Here is a 16970-nt window from a genome sequence, read left to right as displayed (position 1 = left end):
CCCCCGATGGCCGCGGCGCCCGGCAGGACGAGCCGGAGGCGACGCCGAAGCGCCGGCCGGCCCGCGACGGCAAGCCGCCGTCCCGCGCTACCGCCAGGGCCGGCGACGAGAAAGCCCCCCGTGGCGCGAGGCGGGCCGGCCCCGCGGCGGACGGCCGGCGCCCCCCGGCTGGCAAGCCGCGCGGATCGCGGTCCAAGGTCACTTCGCCGCAGGAAGCCGCCCGCGCGGCCATGCCGGAGTGGCTGTGGGACGGCGAGGAGCCGGCGGAAGATGCTGCCCCGCGCCGGCGCGGCCGTCCGCGCGGTCCCGTGCCGGAGGAGCGCGCCGAGCCGCCTGTCGAAGCCCCCGGGGAGCGCGCCCGGACCGCGCCAAGGCGCCCGCTGACCTCATCGCGCAAGATCGGCGACGACGCCGGGGCCACCAGGCCGAGGACGGCGAAGCCGGGCGAGCGCTGGCGCGAGGAGCGGCGCAAGCGCCCGTCGCCGGAGCCGGACCAGTGCCGCTATGTCGTCTTCCACAAGCCCTATGGCGTGCTGAGCCAGTTCACGCCGGAGGGGCGCTGGCGCGGCCTGAACGAATTCGGCCTGCCGCCCGGCATCTACGCCGCCGGCCGGCTGGACGCCGACAGCGAGGGGCTGCTGCTGCTGACCGATGACGGGCCGCTGATCAAGCGCCTCTTGGACCCGAAGCACGGCCATCCCCGGACCTATCTGGCGCAGGTCGAGGGCGATCCGGCGGAGGAGGCGCTGCAAGCCCTGGCCGGCGGCATCGCCCTGACCGACGGCCCGACCCGCCCCTGCGGCATCGAGCGGGTGGCCGGGGAGCCCGACCTGCCGCCGCGCGACCCGCCGATCCGGGTCCGGAAGGCCATCCCGACCGCCTGGCTGCGGCTGACCCTGACCGAGGGCCGCAACCGCCAGGTGCGGCGGATGACGGCGGCGGTCGGCCTCCCGACGCTGCGCCTGGTCCGCGTCGCCCTCGGCAACCTCACCCTCGGCGACCTGCCGCCCGGGGCATGGATCACGGTGGAGCGGGAGGAAATCCTGTCCGGCCTGCGCTGATAACGGCCCGATTACCTGAAAGTTACGTGCAATTCACGGGTACGGCCCGCCCGCGGGGGATATCACGGTTGCAGTCGCAGCCGAGGATCCGCCGCGCGGCGGACGCATCCCATGAAGCCAAGCACGCGCCGGTTCTGGAAGGATTTCTTCGCCCTCCTGATGCCGTTCTGGCGGTCGAAGGAGAAATGGCCGGCGATCGGCCTGCTGGCGGTGATCGTCGCCTTCACGCTCGGCGCCGTGTTCCTGAGCGTCCAGTTCAGCTTCTGGTACAACCGCTTCTACCAGGCGCTGCAGGACTACAACCAGCCCGCATTCTGGCGCGAGATCGCGATCTTCGCCGGCCTGGCGACCGTGTCCGTCCTGCGCGGCGTCTACGCGACCTATCTCGGGCAATGGCTACGCATCCGCTGGCGGCGCTGGATGACCGAGCACCTGCTCGGCGAATGGCTGGCCGACCGGGCCTATTACCGCCAGCAGCTCACCGCGGGTGCCACGGACAACCCCGACCAGCGCATCGCCGAGGACATCCAGCAATTCGTCGACGGCACCCTCACCCTCAGCCTCAGCTTCCTCGGCAATGTGGTGAATCTCTTCTCCTTCGCCGTGATCCTGTGGGGGCTGGCGGCGCCGCTGACGATTCCGCTGCTGGGCGGCAGCAGCGTCACGATCCCGCATTTCATGCTGTGGGCCGCCATCGTCTACGCCATCGTCGGGACCATCCTGACCCATCTCGTCGGCCGTCCGCTGATCCGGCTGAGCTTCCTGCAGCAGAAGCGGGAGGCGGATTTCCGCTTCGGCCTGGTCCGGTTCCGCGAGAACACCGAAGCGATCGCGCTCTATGGCGGTGAGCCGAGCGAGAAGCAGGGACTGCTGCGCCTGTTCGGCGGGGTAATGGAGAACTACTACCAGCTGATGACCCGGACGAAGAAGCTCGGCTTCTTCACCTCCGCCTACGGCCAGGCCTCCGCCGTGTTTCCCGGCATCCTCGTCGCCCCGCAATACTTCGCCAAGACCATCGAGCTCGGCGGCGTCGTCCAGGTCATCCAGGCCTTCGGCAATGTCCAGGATTCGCTGTCCTGGTTCGTCAGCGCCTATTCCACGCTGGCCGACTACAAGGCGACCGTCGACCGTCTGACCGGCTTCCGCCACGGCCTGGAGGCCGCCCGGGCCCAGGCCGGCTCGGTCGGGATCGCGGTCGCGGCCGAGCCCCGCGACGACATGGCCGTCGACTCCGTCCAGCTGGCCCTGCCCGATGGCCAGGCGCTGGTCGAGGGCGGCGGCCTGTCGGTCCGCCCCGGCGACCGGCTGCTGCTGACCGGCCCGTCCGGCGCCGGCAAGTCGACGCTGTTCCGCGCCTTGGCCGGGATCTGGCCTTTCGGCAAGGCGCAGATCCGCATCCCGAAGGACGCCAGGGTGCTGTTCCTGCCGCAGCGGCCCTACCTGCCGCTGGGCACGCTGCACGCCGCCGTCGCCTATCCGGCGAAGCCAGAGGAGGTGTCGGCTGAGGCCGCGGTCGAGGCGCTGCGCGCGGTCGATCTCGGCCATCTGGTGCCGGCGCTGGAGCAGGAGGAGTACTGGGCCCGCCGCCTGTCGCCGGGCGAGCAGCAGCGCCTGGCGGTGGCCCGGGCGGTCCTCTCCCGACCGGACTGGCTGTTCCTCGACGAGGCGACGAGCGCGCTGGACGAGGCGACCGAACAGCGGATGTTCGCGCTGCTGCGCGACCGCCTGCCCGGCACCACCTGGCTGACCATCTCGCACGACCCCAAGGTCGCCGCCTTCCACGACCGCCGCTGGCGGATCGAGAAGGAGGGCGCGGGGCCCGGCCGCCTGGTCGAGGCGCCCGCAGCCGCCGCGGCCTGAGGACCCGGCCCCGCCCCTTCCTGCCACTCCCGTCATTGCGAGCGCAGCGAAGCAATCCATGCATCCGCTCGTGCGGATCGATGGATTGCTTCGTCGGCTTCGCCTCCTCGCAATGACGACGTCTGGTTGCGAGTCTATATTTAATAATTGACTTATTTAAGTAACACCTTCATAAAAGACTCATGAACGCCTTCGCCGCCCTCGCCGACCCCACCCGGCTTCGCATCGTCGAGATGCTGGCGGCGGGGGAGCGCGGGGCCGGCGAGATTGCCGGGGAGTTCGCGATGAGCGGACCGGCCGTCTCCCAGCACCTCAAGGTGCTGCGCGAGGCCGGGCTGATCACCGTCCGGCCCGAGGCGCAGCGGCGGATCTACACGCTCGATCGGAAGGGCTTCGACGCGATGGACGAGTGGCTGCGCCGCATCCGCCGCTTCTGGGGCGGCCGGCTGGACGAGCTGGAGCGGCAGCTGCGCGCCGCCCCGCCCCCCACCGACACGGGCCCCACCGACACGGGAGAGACACCATGAGCGACTACGGCACCCTGATCGCCGCCGACACGGTCCGGTTCGAGCGGCTGCTGCCGGGCCCGATCGAGCGGATCTGGGCCTTTCTGACCGAGTCCGACAAGCGCGGCCTGTGGCTGGCCAAGGGCGCCGTCGAGCCGCGCATCGGCGGCCAGGTGGAGCTGCACTTCCTGCATTCCGGGCTGTCGCCGCTGCCGGACCAGATCCCGGCCAAGTACAAATCGATGGAGAAGGGCGCCAGCTCCACCGCCCGGGTGACGCGCTGGGAGCCGCCGCGGCTCCTGGCCCATAGCTGGCCCGGCCCGGCCGGCCAGGAATCGGAGGTGACCTTCGAGCTGACGCCGCGGGGCGAGGACGTGCTGCTGGTGCTGACCCATCGCCGCCTCGGGCGGGACAAGATGGCGAGCGCGGCCGGTGGCTGGCACACCCATCTCGGCATCCTGGTCGACCGCATGAACGGGCGAGTGCCGCAGCCCTTCTTCATCACCCACACGCCGCTCGAGGCCGAGTACGAGACCCGCATCGCCTCGGCCTGACGCCGATCGGAGGGACACTGCCATGACCGCGACCTTCGCCGGCGGCCGCAACATCGCGCTGAAGGTGCCGCCGCACCAATACGACGCCACGGTCCGCTTCTATCGCGACGTGATCGGGCTGAAGCCGTTGGACAACCACCCGCCGGCGGTGGGCTTCGAATTCGGTGCCAACCAGCTGTGGATCGACCGGGTCGACGCCATCAGCCAGGCCGAGCTGTGGCTGGAGGTCGTGGCCGACGACGTCCCCAAGGCGGCCGGGCACCTCGCCGCCGCCGGCGTCGCCCGGCGCGACGAGATCGAGCGCCTGCCCGACGGCTTCGAGGGCTTTTGGATCTCGGATCCCGCCGGGATCATCCACATCGTCACGGCGAAGAGCAGCCAGTATTGAGGACTGGCTGCTGACGGATCCGCCGGTGCAAGCCCCCTCACCTTCCCGTCGCCTGCGGCGCCGGGCCCCTCCCTCTCCCCAAGGAGAGGGAATCTTCACCTCTCCTTGGGGAGAGGTCGAAATTGCGGCACGCGATTTCGGGTGAGGGGGCGGGCACCGGCCCGTCCAACCAGCACCATCATCCCCTCTTCGGCTCCGTCGTCAGCGGCAGCAGGCGGGCGTGCGACGCTTCCAGCAACCGCGCCATCGCCGCGGCCGCCGCCTCCGGCTGCCGGCCCATGATCGCGGTGCGCACCGCGTCGTGCAGCGCCACATCCTCGCTCGGCGTGGTGGCGTGGCGCTGCTGCATCTCCGACGACACCCGCAGCGCCGACTTCACCGCCGCGCCGATGGTCACGAACAGGCCGTTATGCGAGGCGGTGATGATCGCCAGGTGGAATTCCAGCGCCGCCTCGGACGACACCTTCACCGGCTGCTTCTCCTCATAGGCGCGGGCCAGCTGGCGGAAATGGCGCTCGATCGCGGCATGGTCCTCGGCCGTGCCGTCGCGCGCCGCCAGGTGCGACGCCCGCGGCTCGAAGCACATCCGCATCTCGAAGATGTCCTCGACGATCTTGGCGTCGAACTGCGCCTGCAGCCGCCAGGCCAGCACGTCGCGGTCCAAGAGGTTCCATTCGCCGAAGGGCAGCACCCTTGTGCCGGTCTTCGGCGACACCTCGATCAGCCGCTTGCCGGCCAGGCTCTTGATCGCCTCGCGCAACGTGGTGCGGCTGACGCCATAGGTCTGGCACAGCTCGCTCTCGATCGGCAGCGAATCATGGGGCCGGAACTCGCCGGACACGATGCGCATGCCCAGGCTGTTCGACACCTGGGCGCTCATCGTCCCGACCAGCACCATCTCCCGTTCCAGCATCAGACCGTCTCCACCTTTTCCCTCTTTTCATCGATAGGCCGGGGAAGGCCCGGTTGACAAAGACCGCCGATCACCCCGATGATCGAATCATATGATAATACCATTGGGGAGGAAATGGGGTGGCCGACATCGAGATCCGGGATGTCAGCAAGCGCTTCGGGCCGGTCACGGTGTTCGACGGCCTGTCGCTGTCGGTCGAGTCGGGCGAGTTCATGGTCTTCCTGGGACCGTCCGGCTGCGGCAAGTCCACCCTGCTGCGCATGATCGCCGGGCTGGAGAGCGTCGATGGCGGCGAGATCCGCATCGCCGGCACCCGGGTCGACACCCTGCCGCCGGGCGCCCGCCGGGTGGCGATGGTGTTCCAGCACTACGCCCTGTACCCCCATATGACGATCTTCGAGAACATGGCGTTCGGGCTGCGCAACATCGGCCTGAAGCAGCCGGAGATCGAGCAACGCGTCCAGGCCGCCGCGCGGACACTGGAGATCGAGGAGCTGCTGCAGCGGAAGCCGGGCCAGCTGTCCGGCGGCCAGCGCCAGCGCGTCGCCATCGGCCGCGCCATCGTCAAGGAGCCGCGCGCCTTCCTGTTCGACGAGCCGCTGTCGAACCTGGACGCGGCGCTGCGCGTGCGCACAAGGGTGGAGCTGGCGCGGCTGCACCGGCGGCTGCGCGCCACCATGATCTTCGTCACCCATGACCAGGTCGAGGCGATGACGCTGGCCGACCGCATCGTGGTGATGAACGAGGGCCGCATCGAGCAGGTCGGCACGCCGATGGAAATCTACACCCGGCCGGCCACCAAATTCGTCGCCCGCTTCGTCGGCGTGCCGGCGATGACCTTCCTCGACGCCATGGTTGTCGGCGAGCAGGGCGGCGCCGTGCTGCGCCTGCCGGACGGGACCGAACTGCGCACCCCGGTGCCCGCCGACGGGCTGCCGGCGCACCAGCCGATCACGCTGGGCCTGCGGGCCGAGGCGGTGCGGATCGACGGCCAGGGCAGCACGCAGGGCACGGTCGAGGTGGTCGAGCGGCTGGGCGACCGCACCCACCTCCATGTCCGGCTGCAGGACGGGTCGACCCTGATCGCGGAGGATGCGGGGCTGAGCGGCGTCGCGGTCGAGGACCGGGTGGCGCTGCGCATCGACCCCGCCGCCGTGCACCTGTTCGGCGCCGACGGCGTCGGCCGCCACGCGGCCACGTCAGTCCGGGCGGCGTGAGGAGGGGATGGTGACCGCCACCGCCACCGGCCGCAGCATCGAACGGACCCGCCGCCTGGGCGGTGCCCGGATCGGGCCGGACTGGCGCAATGTCGGCTTCGTCCTGCCCTTCCTGATCGTCTACCTGCTGCTGCTGGTCTGGCCGCTGTTCGACGGCATCTGGATCAGCCTGCAGAAGTTCGACATGTTCGACGGCACCGGCGCCTATGCCGGCCTCGCCAACTACAAGCGCCTGTTCGCCGACAAGATCTTCCTGGGCGCGGTCTGGAACACGGCGCTGTTCGTGCTGATGACGGTGCCGGCCTTCGTCGTGGTCGGCTTGGTCCTGGCCCTGGCACTGAACCGGCCGACCCGGGCCGCGGCAGCGCTGCGCGCCACCTTCTTCGCCACCTCGGTGCTGTCGGTCACCATCGTCACCATCGTCTGGAAGATGGTGTACCTGCCGGATCGCGGCCTGCTGACCAATGTCCTGGGCCTGTTCGGCCAGGCGCCGATCCCGATCCTGAGCGACCCGAGCCTGGCCCTGCCCGGTATCGCCGCCGCCACCGTGTGGTGGGGCATCGGCCTGCCGATGATGCTGTTCCTGGCCGCGCTGCAGCAGATCCCGCGCGAGCTGTACGAGGCCGCGGCGCTGGACAGCGCCGGCCGCTGGCGGGCGTTCCGGCACATCACCCTGCCCTCGATCCGGCGGACCGTGGTGCTCGTCGCCGTGGTCGAGATCGTCTACCAGTTCCAGCTGTTCGGGCAGTCCTACCTGCTGACCCGCGGCGGGCCGAACAACGCCTCGCGCCCGATCGTGCAGTTCATCTACGAGCAGGGTTTCCGCAACTGGGACCTGGGCTACGCCGCCGCGGCGTCCGAGGTGCTGTTCGGGCTGATGCTGATCGCCGCCATGGCACAATACCTGCTGACCCGCCGGAGGGCCGAGGCATGACCGCCATCGCGCAATCCCGGGGCATGGTCGGCCGCAGCCTGGGCGACCGGCTGATCTTGTGGGCCGTCATCCTGCTCGCCGTGATCTGGGTGGTGCCGGTGGCCTGGATCACCGGCCTGTCCTTCAAGCCCAACAGCGAGCTGATGACCGACACCGGCACGCTGTTCCGGGCGCCCTATACGCTGAAGAACTACACCGACATCCTCGCCAATTCCGGGGTGTTCCGCTGGGTGCTGAACAGCGTGGTCGTGGCGCTGGGCCAGACCCTGGGCGTGCTGGTGCTGGCGTCGCTGGCCGGCTACGGCTTCGCCCGCGCCCAGTTCCCCGGCCGCGGCCTGGTCTTCGCGCTGGTGCTGATCGGCCTGGCGGTGCCGGAGCAGGCGGTGATCATCGCCCGCTTCCAGATGTTCAACGACCTGAAGATCCACAATTCCTATCTCGGGCTGATCCTGCCGCATCTGTCGGCGCCGTTCGGCGTCTTCCTGATGACGCAGTACTTCAAGGCGATCCCGCGCGAGCTGGACGAGGCGGCCCTCCTGGACAACGCCTCGCGCTTCAAGACCTTCTGGCGCGTGCTGCTGCCGCTGACCGTGCCGGCCCAGGCGACGCTGGGGATCTTCACCTTCCTCAGCGCCTGGAACGACTACCTCTGGCCCCTGATCTCGGCCACCAAGCCGGAGATGTTCACCCTGACCGTCGGCCTGGCGTCGACCCAGACCAACTTCGCCCAGTCCGAGGGCCTGGGCTACCTGATGGCGCAGTCGGTTTTCGCCGGGCTGCCCGTGCTGATCGTCTACCTGTTCTTCCAGAAATACATCGTCACGGCCGTCGCCGGCGCCGCCGTCCGCTGAGACGTCGGCCGAAACGGCCGGAACCAAGGAGGGAGAGCCATGAGAAGCCGCTTTGCTTTGGCCCTGGCGGGGCTGGTCCTGGCCGCGGGTCCCGCCTGGGCGCAGGACAAGACCGAGATCTCGCTGTCACGCTTCTTCGGCGCCTGCGAGGCCGACTACGCCGATGTCACCGACGTCTCGAAGGCGCATGGCGAGTGCGGCATCATCACGGCGCTGATCAACAAGTTCAACGCCGAGAGCCCGGACGTCCACGTCAAGGTCGATATCGTCGAATGGCCCGGCTACGACCAGCTGACCGCCCGGCTGCGCTCCGACGATCCGCCAACCATCTCGGTGATGCATGAGGCGGTGATCAGCGACTACGCCTCCCGCGACCTGCTGGAGCCGCTGGACGAGGACTTCAAGGCCGCCGGCATCGACACCGCCGACTTCACCGAGGCGGCGAGGACCGGGGTGACCAAGGACGGCAAGATCTACGCCCTGCCCTTCGACACCCACACCTGGCTGTGGCACATCAACCTGAACCTGTTCAAGCAGGCTGGCCTCGTCAGCGACGACGGCAAGCCGATCCTGCCGAAATCGCCGGAGGAGCTGCTGGCCCAGGCCAAGCAGTTCAAGGAGAAGACCGGCAAGCCCTATTTCGTACAGGCCACGGTGAACGAGCAGGCGAACTACGCCCGCACCCTCTACACCCTGCTGTACCAGCAGAACTCCGACTTCTTCGCCGACCCGGCGCAGATCAAGCTGCAGACGCCCGAGGCCCGCAACGCGGTCGAGCTGTTCAAGACCATCTACCAGAACGGCGACACCACCAAGGACCAGGACTATGCCGCGTCGACGGCCGGCTTCGCCCAGGGCGATGGCGGCGTCTACATCATGGGCACCTGGCTGATCGACAGCTACAACGAGGAGGCGGCCAAGCCCGGCGGGGCGTTGAGCAACGGCTACACCGTCGTGCCCTTCCCGCAGCTCTACGGCAACGCCAAGGTCTGGGCCGACGGCCACAGCTGGGTGGTGCCCAAGGCCGGCCTCGACGACGCCAAGCGCAAGGCCGCGGTCAAGGTGCTGAAGTTCCTGTGGGACAACGACTTCGAATGGGCCCGCACCGGCCACCTGCCGGTGCGCCAGTCGGTGGCGACATCCCAGGCCTTCCTCGACCTGCCGCACCGCAAGGACATCGTCAGCCTGACCAGGGACGGCACCGCCCTGCCCCAGGCGGTGAAGCGCCAGTTCGGGCTGCAGGAGATCCTGACCGAGGAGTTCAACGCCGCGGCCCAGGACCAGAAGACCGTCGACCAGGCCCTGGCCGACGCCGAGAGCCGCGTCAACGAGCTGCTGGCCAACGCCAAGTGATCCGCTCCGGCCGCGCCTCCGGGCGCGGCCACTTCTTCCCCCATCCGATCGAGACCATCGACCCATGATCTCCGCCAGGCTGACCGTCGACCGCGACTTCGTCCTCTCCGACCTCGACCGCCGCGTCTTCGGCGCCTTCGTCGAGCATATGGGCCGCTGCGTCTATGGCGGCATCTTCGAGCCCGGCCACCCGACCGCCGACGCCCGCGGCTTCCGCGGCGACGTGCTGGAGCTGACGAAGGAGCTGGGCCCCACCATCATCCGCTATCCCGGCGGCAACTTCCTCTCCGGCTACAACTGGGAGGACGGGGTCGGGCCGGTGGAGCAGCGGCCGGTGCGGCGCGACCTGGCCTGGTTCTCGACCGAGACCAACCGCTTCGGCACCAACGAGTTCATGGACTGGGCCCGCGCCGCCGGGATCGAGCCGATGCTGGGCGTCAATCTCGGCACCCGCGGACCGGACGAGGCGCGCCGGTTCCTGGAATACTGCAACCATGCCGGCGGGTCGGCGCTGTCCGACCTGCGCCGGTCGCACGGCCATGAGGCGCCGCACGACGTCAAGTTCTGGTGCCTGGGCAACGAGATGGACGGCCCCTGGCAGATCGGCGCCAAGACCGCCGCGGAATACGGCCGCGCGGCGCTGGAGACGGCCAAGGTGATGCGCTGGGTCGACCCGACCATCCAGCTGGCCGCCTGCGGCTCGTCCCACCGCAACATGGCGACCTACGGGGCCTGGGAATACGAGGTGCTGGACCACTGCTACGACCAGGTCGACTTCATCTCGCTGCACACCTATTTCAACAACAACGCCGATTCGGCGCCGGAGTATTTCGGCGTGATCGAGCTGATGGACGCCTTCATCAAGGAGGTGGCGGCGATCTGCGACGCGGTCGGGGCCAAGCGCCGGTCGCGCAAGAAGATCATGCTGTCCTTCGACGAGTGGAACGTCTGGTACAAGACCCACAAGATCGAGCATATGCGCAAGCCGGGCTGGCCCGAGGCGCCGCATCTGATCGAGGAGGTCTACAACGCCGAGGACGCGCTGATCGTCGGCGGCGCCCTGATCGCCCTGATGAACAATGCCGACCGGGTGAAGACCGCCTGCATCGCCCAGCTGGTCAATGTCATCGGCCCGATCATGACCGAGACCGGCGGCGCCGCCTGGCGCCAGACCATCTTCCATCCCTTCGCCCTGGCCGCCCGGCACGGCCATGGAAGGGTGCTGCAGGCCAAGGCGGAATCGCCCGGCTATGCCGCCCAGTCCTGGCCGGAGATCCCGTATCTCTACGCCACCGTGGTCGACAACCCGGCCGACGGCACCACCACGGTCTTCGCCCTGAACCGCAGCCTGTCCGACCCGATGGACCTGGACGTCGTGCTGCGCGGCCTGGGCGCCGACCGCCGGCTGGTGTCGGCGACCGAGATCCACCACGCCAACCTGAAGGCGGTGAACACCAAGGAGGCGCCGAACACCGTGGCCCCGGCGGCGAACCCGGACGTCTCGGTCGATGGCGAGCGGCTGCGGGCGAAGCTGAAGCCGGCCAGCTGGAACGTGATCGTCACCCAGGCCTCGCCGCGGGCCTGACCCCATACCGTCATTGCGAGGAGCGTAGCGACGAAGCAATCCAGGGGCCGGTCCACACTGGCCCCTGGATTGCTTCGCTGCGCTCGCAATGACGTGTTGGGGCGTTTGGGAAGGGCTTGTAGAGTCGGGAGAGGCCACGCAAAGGCAGACCACAGCCCGAATGTGACGACTCTGCTTGACGCCGCCGGCCGGGCCCCTTATACGAACGCCCTCGTCCCGGCAGCAATGCCGGGCCATTGTTTTTGACCGTGTTTCGAGGATAGACCCATGGCGCGACGCTGCCAGGTGACCGGCAAGGGCGTGATGAGTGGCAACAATGTCAGCCACGCCAAGAACAGGACCCGCCGGCGCTTCCTGCCGAACCTGCAGACCACCTCGCTGGTCTCGGAGGTGCTCGGCGTGTCGGTGCGCATGCGCCTGACCACCAACGGCATCCGCACGATCGAGCATCGCGGCGGCCTCGACGGCTACCTCGCCGGCGCCCCGGACTCGGCCCTCGACGCCGAACTGCGCGGCCTGAAGCACCGCATCATCAAGGCCCAGGCTGCCGCCCAGGCGGCCTGATCGATCCGCGCAGCGGCCGTCCGCCGGCCGCGCCCAGGACTGGAGAAAGCCCGCCCGCACGGTCGCGGGCTTTTTTCGTTTGTTCAGATTGGGCCGGCCGCCGACATTGCGGACCGGCCGGCGTTCCCTTAATGTTCCCTCTCAGATTCGGGGAGGGATGACGATGGGGATCACGCTCTATTCCGGGCCGCTGAGCCTGTTCTCGCGCAAGGTCGAGATCGCGCTGGCCGAGAAGGGTCTGGCGCATGAGCGGGTCATGGTGCCCTTCACCCAGACCGAAGGCTACCAGCCCAAGCACCCGGCGGTGCTGGCCGCCAACCCCAAGGGCCAGGTGCCGGTGCTGGCCGACGGCGACCTCACCTTGTTCGATTCGACCGTGATCCTCGACTATCTCGAGGACGCCTATCCGACGCCGCCGCTGTTTCCGCGTGACGCCGCCGGCCGCGCCCGCTGCCGCCTGGCCGAGCTGGAGGCCGACGAGATCGTGATGCCGGACGTCCGGCCGCTGATGCATCGCAGCGAGCCGCCCGACCCGGCCCGGCTGGAGGCGCAGGAGGCCGGCGCCCGCCAGGCCGAGGAATCGCTGCGCGGCCATTGGCGCCGGCTGGACGCTCGGCTGGCCGGCCGCGACTTCCTGTTCGATGGGCTGACCGTCGCCGACATCGCTGTGTTCATGACCGTGCTGTTCGCCCTGCGGCTGCACGGGCCGGGGCTGGAGGCGTTTCCGGCACTAGCCGCATGGTACGAGCGCCTCTCCGCCCGCCCGGCCTTCGCCAAGGTCCTGGCCGAGGTCGCCGCCGCGGATCGGGAGCTGTCGCCAGCTCTGTTCGGATAAGCCGGCTCGCCCCCTCACCCGAAATCGCTGACGCGATTTCGACCTCTCCCCGAGGAGAGGTATGGTTTCCCTCTCCTCGGGGAGAGGGAGGGGCCCGTCGCGTTGGCGACGGGAGGGTGAGGGGGATGGCTCCTACCGTCCCCGCCACACCGGCTTGCGCTTCTCGGCGAAGGCGCGGGCGCCTTCCAGCTGGTCGTCGCTGTCATAGAGCGTCGCCACCGTCGGAAAGCCGCGGCGCATCACCCGGGCCAGCGCCGCCTGCACCGGCAGCGCCTCGCTCTCGCGCGCCACCTCCTTGATCGCGGCGAAGACCAGAGGCGGGCCGTCAGCCAGGTGCCGGGCCAAGGCGCGGGCGCGGCCCATCAGCTCGGCCGCCGGCACCACCTCATTCACCAGGCCCCAGCGCGCCGCCTCCGCCGCCTCCATCCAGCGGCCGGTGTAAAGCAGGTCCATCGCCACATGATACGGGATGCGGCGCGGCAGCTTGATCGTCGCCGCGTCGGCCAGGGTGCCGGCGTTGATCTCGGGCAGCGCGAAGCGGACATGCTCCGCCGCCAGGATCAGGTCGCAGGACAGCGCCAGCTCGAACCCGCCGCCGACTGCCATGCCGTTGACCGCGGCGATCACCGGCTTGTTCAGGCCCGGCAGCTCCTGCAGCCCGGCGAAGCCGCCGATGCCGTAATCCTCGTCCGGCCGGATGCCCTCGGCCGCCGCGGCCTTCAGGTCCCAGCCGGCGGAGAAGAAGCGGTCGCCGCCGCCGGTGACGATGGCAACGCGCAGGGCCGGGTCGTCGCGGAAGGCGGCGAAGACCTCGCCCATGCGGCGGCTGGTGGCGCTGTCGATCGCATTCGCCTTCGGCCGGTCCAGCACCACCTCGAGCACGGCGCCATCGCGGGAGACACGCACAGGATCATCGGTCATCGGGGTCCTCCACCAGTCGCAGCAGGACATCGGCGGCCACCGCGCCGCTGGGCGTGATGATCAACGGGTTGACGTCTAGCTCGGTCAGCCGGCCGGCCTCGGCCAGGGCGAAATCCTGGACCGCCAGCACGGCGTCGACCGCGGCGTCGAGATCGCCCGGCGGCCGGCCGCGATGACCGTCGAGCAGCCTGGCCACCCTGAGCGAGCGGATCGTCGCCGCGACCTCCGCCCGCCCGGCCGGCAGCAGCAGGATCCGCCGGTCGCCGACCAGCTCGACCAGCGTGCCGCCGGAGCCGAGCACGAGATGCAGCCCGAGCAGGGGGTCGCGGCCGATGCCGACGATCAGCTCGGCCACCGCGCCGCCGACCATGCGCTCGACCAGCAGCGCCTCGCCCAGCCCGGCCAGGGCCGCAGCGGCATCGCGCACCCCTGCGGCATCGGCCAGGTTCAGCCGCACGGCGCCGAGCTCGGTCTTGTGCGCCAGGTCGGCGCCGGTGGCCTTGAGCACGACCGGGAAGCCGATCGCTTCGGCCGCAGCCAGCGCCTCCTCCGGCGACCGCACCAACCGCCCCCGCGGCACCGGCACGCCGTGGACGGCGAGACGGCGCTTGCCCTGCCATTCCGACAGGGTGCGGACCGGGCCTGGCGCCAGCGGCACCGGCTCTGCCGGCAGCGGTGCATCGGCCTCCCGCAGGATGTCGCCCGCCTCCGCCGCCGCGGCGATCGCGGCCAACGCATCGTCGATGCCGAGCAGCGGCGCGACGCCGGCCGCGACCAGGCGCTGCGCCTGCTCCTCCGGCAGCCCCTCGGGCAGGGAGGCGACCAGCGCTGCCTTACCGCCGGTGCGCTGCGACGCCGCCACCAGCGCCTCCAGCGACGGCACCCAGTCGGCATCGCTGCAGCGGTCGCCGCGCGGCAGGTCCAGCACCAGCAGCGTCAGGTCGAACGCCGCCGCCATCATCGCCGCGAAGGTCTCGGTCATGGCCGGGGCGTTGGCCCAGATGAAGGTGTGGTAGTCGAAGGGGTTCGACACCGTGACCAGCTCCGACACCGTCGCCGCCACCCGCGCCGCCTGCTCGCGGTCCAGCGGCCGGAACCGCAGCCCGGTGCCCATCACCGCGTCGGCGATCAGCGCCGCCTCGCCGCCGGAGCAGCTCATCGAGGCGATGTCGCGGCCGGGCAGCGGGCCCACCACATGCAGCAGCTTCAGCGCCTCCAGCAGCACCGGCAGAGAGGCAACGCGGACCACGCCGATGCGGCGCAGGAAGGCATCGGTCACCGCATCGGCGCCAGCGAGCGACGCGGTGTGGCTGAGCGTCAGCTGCGCCCCTTCCGCCGACCGGCCGGTCTTCACCGCCAGGATCGGCACGCCCTGCCGCCGCGCCCGCGCCGCCGCCCGGGCCAGGGCGGCCGGTTCGGCCAGGCCCTCGATGTGCAGGCCGATGGCGGTGACGCGCGGGTCATCCAGGAAGGCCTCGACCATCTCGGCCAGCCCGGCCACCGCCTGGTTTCCCAGCGTCGCGACATAGGCGATCGGCAGGCCACGGCGCTGCATCGTCAGGTTGATGGCGATGTTGCTGGACTGGGTGACCAGCGCCACGCCGCGCTCCACCCGCTGCCCGCCATGCTGGTCGGGCCACAAGAGGGCGCCGTCGAGATAGTTGATGACGCCGTAGCAGTTCGGGCCCAGCACCGGCATGGCCCCGGCGGCCGCGACCAGCCGGGCCTGGAGATCCGCACCCTCCCCGCCGGTCTCGGCGAAGCCGGAGGCGTAGCACACCGCCCCGCCGGCGCCGCGTTCGGCCAGGGCGGCGGTGACCTCGAGGACGGCGTGCCGGTTGATGCCGAGGAAGACGGCGTCGGGCACGCCCGGCAGCTCGGCGACGCTGCGGAAGGCGGGCAGGCCCTCGACCGTGTCGTGCTGCGGATGCACCGGCCAGATCTCTCCGGCGAAGCCCATGCGCCGGCTCTGCCGGATCACCTCCGCCGCAGGCTTACCGCCGACCACCGCGATCGAGCGCGGGCGCAGCAGGCGGGACAGGTCGAAGCGTCGAGCCACCCCCTCACCCTCCCGTCGCCGACGCGACGGGCCCCTCCCTCTCCCCGAGGAGAGGGAAACCTGGGCGCGCCCAACAATCCCTCTCCCCGGGGGAGAGGGAGGGACCCAAGCCGCAGGCTTGGGAGGGTGAGGGGGTGGCTCCACCGTGGCCGAAAGAGCGCCTCATGTTCACGCCCCCAGCGGCCGCAGCAGGTCGCGGGCGATGATGTGGCGCTGGATCTCGCTGGTGCCGTCCCAGATCCGCTCCACCCGCGCGTCGCGCCAGAAGCGCTCGATCGGCAGGTCGTCCATCAGCCCCATGCCGCCATGGATCTGCAGCGCCGCATCGGTCACCCGGCCCAGCATCTCCGACGCGAACAGCTTGGCCTGGCTGATCGCCCGGTTGGCGTCCTGGCCCTGGTCGATCCGCCAGGCAGCGGACAGGGTCAGCCAGTCGGCCGCATCGATCTCGGTGATCATGTCGGCCAACTTGAAGCCGGTGCCCTGGAAGCGGCCGATCGGCTGGCCGAACTGCTTGCGCTGGGCGGCGTAGGACAGGGCCAGGTCGAAGGCGCGGCGGGCGCGGCCGACGCACATCGCCGCCACGGTCAGGCGGGTGGCGTGCAGCCAGGTGTTGGCCAGGTCGAAACCCCGCCCCTCCTCGCCCAGCATCTGGTCCGCCGGCACCCGGCAATCGTCGAAGGTCAGCGTCGCATTGTGGTAGCCGCGATGGGAGACGGAATTGTAGCCGGGCCGGATCTCGAAACCCTTCGTGCCGCGGTCGACCAGCAGGCAGGAGATGCGCTTGCGCCCCGCCCCCTCCTCGCCCGTGGCCGCGAACAGGATGACGAAATCGGCGACATCGGCATGGCTGATGAAGTGCTTGGTGCCGTTGATCACCCAGTCGCCGCCGTCGCGCCGGGCGCTGCAGCTCATGCCCCGCAGGTCGGAGCCGGCATCGGGCTCGGTCATCGCCAGGGCATCGACCTTCTCGCCGCGGACGCAGGGCAGCAGCCAGCGCTCGCGCTGCTCCGCCGTGCCGGCGCAGAGGATGTTGGACGGCCGGCCCCAGAACACCGTCAGCGCCATCGCGGCGCGGCCCAGCTCGCGCTCCAAAAGGGTGAAGGTCAGGTGGTCGAGGCCGCCGCCGCCGAATTCCTCCGGGATGTTGGGGGCGGTGAAGCCGAGGTCACGCACCTTGCGCTGGATCTCGCGCCCGACCTCCGGCGCGACATGGCCGCTGCGCTCGACCTCCCGCTCCAGCGGCTGCAGCTCGCGCTCGACGAAGCCGCGCACCGTGTCGACGACCAGAAGCTGCTCGTGGCTGAGCCCGAAATCCATCGCCACCTCCCTGTTTCCGCAGAGGCTATTGCGGCGCTGGCTGAGCAGG

General features: G+C 70.2%; 16 protein-coding genes. 12 read left to right on the top strand and 4 right to left on the bottom strand.

The features are described from left to right. From BWR60_RS09255 to BWR60_RS09235, 5 genes are all read left to right on the top strand, one after another. The coding region (locus tag BWR60_RS09255; RefSeq protein ID WP_230983002.1) for a pseudouridine synthase at positions 1 to 1061 on the top strand (1061 nt) is incomplete at its 5' end. A gap of 111 nt (positions 1062 to 1172) precedes the next feature. Continuing rightward, the gene (locus tag BWR60_RS09250; RefSeq protein WP_088150716.1) at positions 1173 to 2921 is read left to right on the top strand and encodes an ABC transporter ATP-binding protein/permease; all 1749 of its coding nucleotides are present in this window, start codon (positions 1173 to 1175) and stop codon (positions 2919 to 2921) included. Positions 2922 to 3103: 182 nt separating this feature from the next. After that, positions 3104 to 3448 (top strand): ArsR/SmtB family transcription factor, encoded by a 345-nt coding sequence (locus tag BWR60_RS09245; RefSeq protein ID WP_088150715.1) that lies wholly within the window; start codon positions 3104 to 3106, stop codon positions 3446 to 3448. Further along, positions 3445 to 3981, top strand: coding sequence for an SRPBCC family protein (locus tag BWR60_RS09240; RefSeq protein WP_088150714.1), 537 nt, complete (start codon positions 3445 to 3447; stop codon positions 3979 to 3981). The genes BWR60_RS09245 and BWR60_RS09240 overlap by 4 nt, the downstream gene beginning before the upstream one ends. 22 nt (positions 3982 to 4003) lie before the next feature. Continuing rightward, positions 4004 to 4369, top strand: coding sequence for a hypothetical protein (locus BWR60_RS09235; protein WP_088150713.1), 366 nt, complete (start codon positions 4004 to 4006; stop codon positions 4367 to 4369). 178 nt (positions 4370 to 4547) lie between these two features. Here BWR60_RS09235 and BWR60_RS09230 read toward each other — a convergent pair whose 3' ends face one another. Further along, entirely contained in the window at positions 4548 to 5282 is a 735-nt protein-coding gene (locus BWR60_RS09230) for a FadR/GntR family transcriptional regulator (protein ID WP_179221695.1), read from the bottom strand. 119 nt (positions 5283 to 5401) lie between these two features. Here BWR60_RS09230 and BWR60_RS09225 point away from each other — a divergent pair, with 119 nt between their 5' ends. The 7 genes from BWR60_RS09225 to BWR60_RS09195 all read left to right on the top strand — a co-directional run bounded on the left by BWR60_RS09225 (position 5402) and on the right by BWR60_RS09195 (position 12621). Beyond that, on the top strand, positions 5402 to 6499 hold the full coding sequence (locus BWR60_RS09225) for an ABC transporter ATP-binding protein (protein WP_088150712.1): 1098 nt from the start codon (positions 5402 to 5404) through the stop codon (positions 6497 to 6499). A gap of 10 nt (positions 6500 to 6509) precedes the next feature. After that, the gene (locus tag BWR60_RS09220) at positions 6510 to 7433 is read left to right on the top strand and encodes a carbohydrate ABC transporter permease (protein ID WP_218823416.1); all 924 of its coding nucleotides are present in this window, start codon (positions 6510 to 6512) and stop codon (positions 7431 to 7433) included. After that, positions 7430 to 8284: a carbohydrate ABC transporter permease gene (locus tag BWR60_RS09215; protein ID WP_088150710.1), complete on the top strand. Its 855-nt coding sequence runs from the start codon at positions 7430 to 7432 to the stop codon at positions 8282 to 8284. The genes BWR60_RS09220 and BWR60_RS09215 overlap by 4 nt, the downstream gene beginning before the upstream one ends. Before the next feature lie 39 nt (positions 8285 to 8323). Beyond that, positions 8324 to 9637 (top strand): extracellular solute-binding protein, encoded by a 1314-nt coding sequence (locus BWR60_RS09210; protein WP_088150709.1) that lies wholly within the window; start codon positions 8324 to 8326, stop codon positions 9635 to 9637. Positions 9638 to 9701: 64 nt separating this feature from the next. Then, the gene (locus BWR60_RS09205; RefSeq protein WP_088150708.1) at positions 9702 to 11222 is read left to right on the top strand and encodes an alpha-N-arabinofuranosidase; all 1521 of its coding nucleotides are present in this window, start codon (positions 9702 to 9704) and stop codon (positions 11220 to 11222) included. 267 nt (positions 11223 to 11489) lie between these two features. Then, positions 11490 to 11786, top strand: coding sequence for a 50S ribosomal protein L28 (gene rpmB / locus BWR60_RS09200; protein WP_088150707.1), 297 nt, complete (start codon positions 11490 to 11492; stop codon positions 11784 to 11786). A gap of 163 nt (positions 11787 to 11949) precedes the next feature. Next, positions 11950 to 12621, top strand: a complete 672-nt coding sequence (locus BWR60_RS09195) for a glutathione S-transferase family protein (protein ID WP_218823415.1) — start codon at positions 11950 to 11952, stop codon at positions 12619 to 12621. 132 nt (positions 12622 to 12753) lie between these two features. Here BWR60_RS09195 and BWR60_RS09190 read toward each other — a convergent pair whose 3' ends face one another. The 3 genes from BWR60_RS09190 to BWR60_RS09180 all read right to left on the bottom strand — a co-directional run bounded on the left by BWR60_RS09190 (position 12754) and on the right by BWR60_RS09180 (position 16921). Beyond that, on the bottom strand, positions 12754 to 13542 hold the full coding sequence (locus BWR60_RS09190; RefSeq protein ID WP_088150706.1) for a carnitinyl-CoA dehydratase: 789 nt from the start codon (positions 13540 to 13542) through the stop codon (positions 12754 to 12756). Further along, a complete protein-coding gene (locus tag BWR60_RS09185) occupies positions 13532 to 15601 on the bottom strand; it encodes an acetate--CoA ligase family protein (RefSeq protein ID WP_088150705.1) in 2070 nt (689 codons plus the stop codon). The genes BWR60_RS09190 and BWR60_RS09185 overlap by 11 nt, the downstream gene beginning before the upstream one ends. 168 nt (positions 15602 to 15769) lie before the next feature. Next, positions 15770 to 16921 (bottom strand): acyl-CoA dehydrogenase family protein, encoded by a 1152-nt coding sequence (locus BWR60_RS09180; protein ID WP_088150704.1) that lies wholly within the window; start codon positions 16919 to 16921, stop codon positions 15770 to 15772. Positions 16922 to 16970: the final 49 nt, after the last annotated feature.

The sequence above is a fragment of the Inquilinus limosus genome (assembly GCF_002195995.1).
Lineage (GTDB): Bacteria > Pseudomonadota > Alphaproteobacteria > DSM-16000 > Inquilinaceae > Inquilinus > Inquilinus limosus_C.
The sequence above is the reverse complement of the archived record's forward strand: the minus strand, read 5'-3'. Positions and strand labels throughout refer to the sequence as shown.